The organism is Xenorhabdus sp. PB62.4 (assembly GCF_014467285.1).
GTDB lineage: Bacteria > Pseudomonadota > Gammaproteobacteria > Enterobacterales > Enterobacteriaceae > Xenorhabdus.
This window is the reverse complement of sequence record NZ_NKHR01000047.1, coordinates 6,390-9,130: the sequence shown is the minus strand read 5'-3', so window position 1 is coordinate 9,130 and position 2,741 is coordinate 6,390. Positions and strand designations below refer to the sequence as shown.

Here is a 2,741-nt window from a genome sequence, read left to right as displayed (position 1 = left end):
TCCTGTCCGCGCCGATCAACCTGCGTGACCAGATTGGCCCGAGCTTTGATGACGTGTTTATTGCCAGCAACGAAAAACGGTTGGTGATCCCGCAGTTACTGACCCGTCACGGCCTGATGGATTATTTCGTCCGGCAGAAAGACGAGTTGACGAAACTGACCGAGATGGATAGCTGGGTGTTGAACATCACCAAGAATAATCAAGAGAAAGCCAATGAGGCCGGGTTGTCACCGCATCATGACCAGTACAGTGAAAAAGATCAGGAGCGGATCCAGAACGAGATCAATGAACTGTATTTGGCCGAGTACACCGCCACCTGGCGGGCGGCGATGAATAACCTCGAAATACGTGACTTTGATGATCTGCCGCAAGCCATCAGTGCTATCGAACAGGTGATCAGTGGTGAGCAGCCTGTCAAGCGGGCACTGCAAATCCTGAGCGATAATACCAACCCGCCGATGGTGGGTAATTCGCTGAGTCAAAAGGAAAAAGAGGCTTTGCTGGCGCAGTCGGATTATCAGTTGTTAAACCGCATCAGCCATGACTTTGCACCGGAAACCGGGGTGCTGGTTGAACGCGGTGATAAGGGCAGCACGCTGCAAAGTGTCTACCAGAAACTGACAGCATTGCACCGTTACCTGCTGGCGATCCAGAACTCGCCGGTACCGGGCAAAGCCGCCCTGCAAGCGGTTCAGATGCGTCTGGACAAGAACAACAGTGATGCCATTTTTGAAGTGCAGCAGATGGCGAAAACCTTGCCGGAGCCGCTGAACCGTTGGGTGGGTGAGCTGGCTGAACAGGCGTGGCGTGTGGTGATGATGGAAGCGATACGGTCGCTGGAAGTGGAATGGAATGACTCCGTGGTCAAGCAGTACAAAACCTATCTGGCGGGCCGCTATCCATTCAATCCTGACGCCCGCGAAGAAGTGCCGTTGAGTGAGTTTGAGCGCTTCTTCCGCCCGGGCGGCACATTGGATGTCTTCTACCAGCAGAGCCTGAAACCGTTTGTGGATAATGGCCTGACCATGGGCACTGACGGCAAGATACTGATCCGCCCGGATGTGATGAAACAGTTGGAAACGGCCGATCGTATCCGTACCACTTTCTTCACCCCACAAAACGGCCTCGGCACGCAGTTTGCCATCGAACCGGTCAGCCTGACCGGCAACAAACGCCGCGCCTTGCTGAACCTCGACGGCCAACTGGTGGATTACGCTCACGGCCGCAGCAATGTGGCGCATCTGGTCTGGCCGAACTCCATGCGGGCCGGGACAGAAAGCAAGCTGACCCTGATGCCGGACAGAAGCAATCAGGCACCGCGCGCCATCAGCTTCACGGGGCCGTGGGCACAGTTGAGACTGATCAACAGCGGCAAACTGACCAACGTCCAGCCGGGCTTCTTTGACGTGCGTTTCAATGTGGACGGGGGCGAAATGACCTACCGCATCTACGTAGACGAATCGGACAACCCCTTTGCGGGCGGGCTGTTCAGCCAGTTCAAACTGCCGGACACCCTCTATTGAGGTGAAGACCTTCTGTCCCGCCCCTGCCTTCGGGCAGGGGTTTTTTTAAGGAGAAATGCGAGAATATGAGCGGACACCCTGAAAATCTTATCATCCGGGCGGGCGGCAGTCCGCTGAACCTGCCGGAATTCGCCGTTATTCGCGATGAAATCAACAAAACCAGCCATCCGGCCCAACCGGAAGTCAACTGGCCGCTGGTGGAATCCCTGTCCCTGACGCTATTCAAAACCAACGGCGTCGATTTGCAGACGGCAATTTACTACACCCTGGCGCGGATGCAGCTGAACGGGCTGGCGGGTTTCACCGAAGGCTGTGAACTGCTGGCCGGGGTTATCGTCAGTGAGTGGGACACACTGTGGCCCCCTCAGCCGCAAGTACGTACTGACTTACTGGAGTGGTTCCACACCCGTACCGGCAGTGTGTTACGTCAGCTGGATTTTGCCGCCGGTGACCTGCGGATGATTTACCGTGCCGAACGGGCACTCCAGCTGATTATCGACCGGTTACAGCAATCTGACCTGAAACGCCTGCCGCGTGTCGAGAACCTCTTGTGGTTCTTCCAGAACGCGGCGAAAAAGCTGGAAAAACCCCGGCAGGCCGCCAAACCGGCGGCACAACCCGTACAGATGCCGCCTTTAGTCTACCTGTCCCAACAATCGGAGACCGAACCGGAAACAGCGCCGCCGCCACCGCGCACTGACCGCCCGCCCGTGGCCGATCACCCCCCGCGGGTGCGGGTGCAATTTCCTGAACCCCCGCCGGCAGGTTTAAGCGCATGGCAAGGGTTTGGCCTCGGTGCTTTGTTGGGGTTACTGGTGTTGGTGGGCAGCGGGATGCTGTTCTACAAACCGCTGCAACAACAACTCAACGCCATCACCGCCCAGCCCGCCGGCGCCCGGCTGGCATGGCTGTACCAGCCCACACTGGAACAGTATCAGAGCCAGCTGGACCGGTTAGCTGAAACCCCCGCGCTGGCAACGTGGGAAGCCGCCCGCATCCTGAAAGGCACGGCTGAGCAACACTGGCCTATGTCGCCAAGCCAGCGGCACATTCCCCGCCAGTGGGAGCAGGAGATGGCCGCGCGTATTGACAGCGTGCCCCTGAAAGGCAGCTGGCATACCACCCGTGACCAGCTTCAGCAACTGGCGGACAAAATCCTGTTGCAGGAGCGTACCCGTGGCAGCTTCACGCTTTCCTACCTGAAAACCGCTGTCTATG

At 57.8% G+C, this 2,741-nt stretch carries 2 protein-coding genes; both read left to right on the top strand.

What is annotated here, in order from left to right:
• Positions 1–1,523 (top strand): type VI secretion system membrane subunit TssM (tssM, locus tag Xenpb_RS20585; protein WP_187655060.1); only part of this gene is annotated, 1,523 nt, incomplete at its 5' end.
• Between the two features lie 65 nt (positions 1,524–1,588).
• The coding region (locus Xenpb_RS20580) for a VasL domain-containing protein (RefSeq protein ID WP_187655059.1) at positions 1,589–2,741 on the top strand (1,153 nt) is incomplete at its 3' end.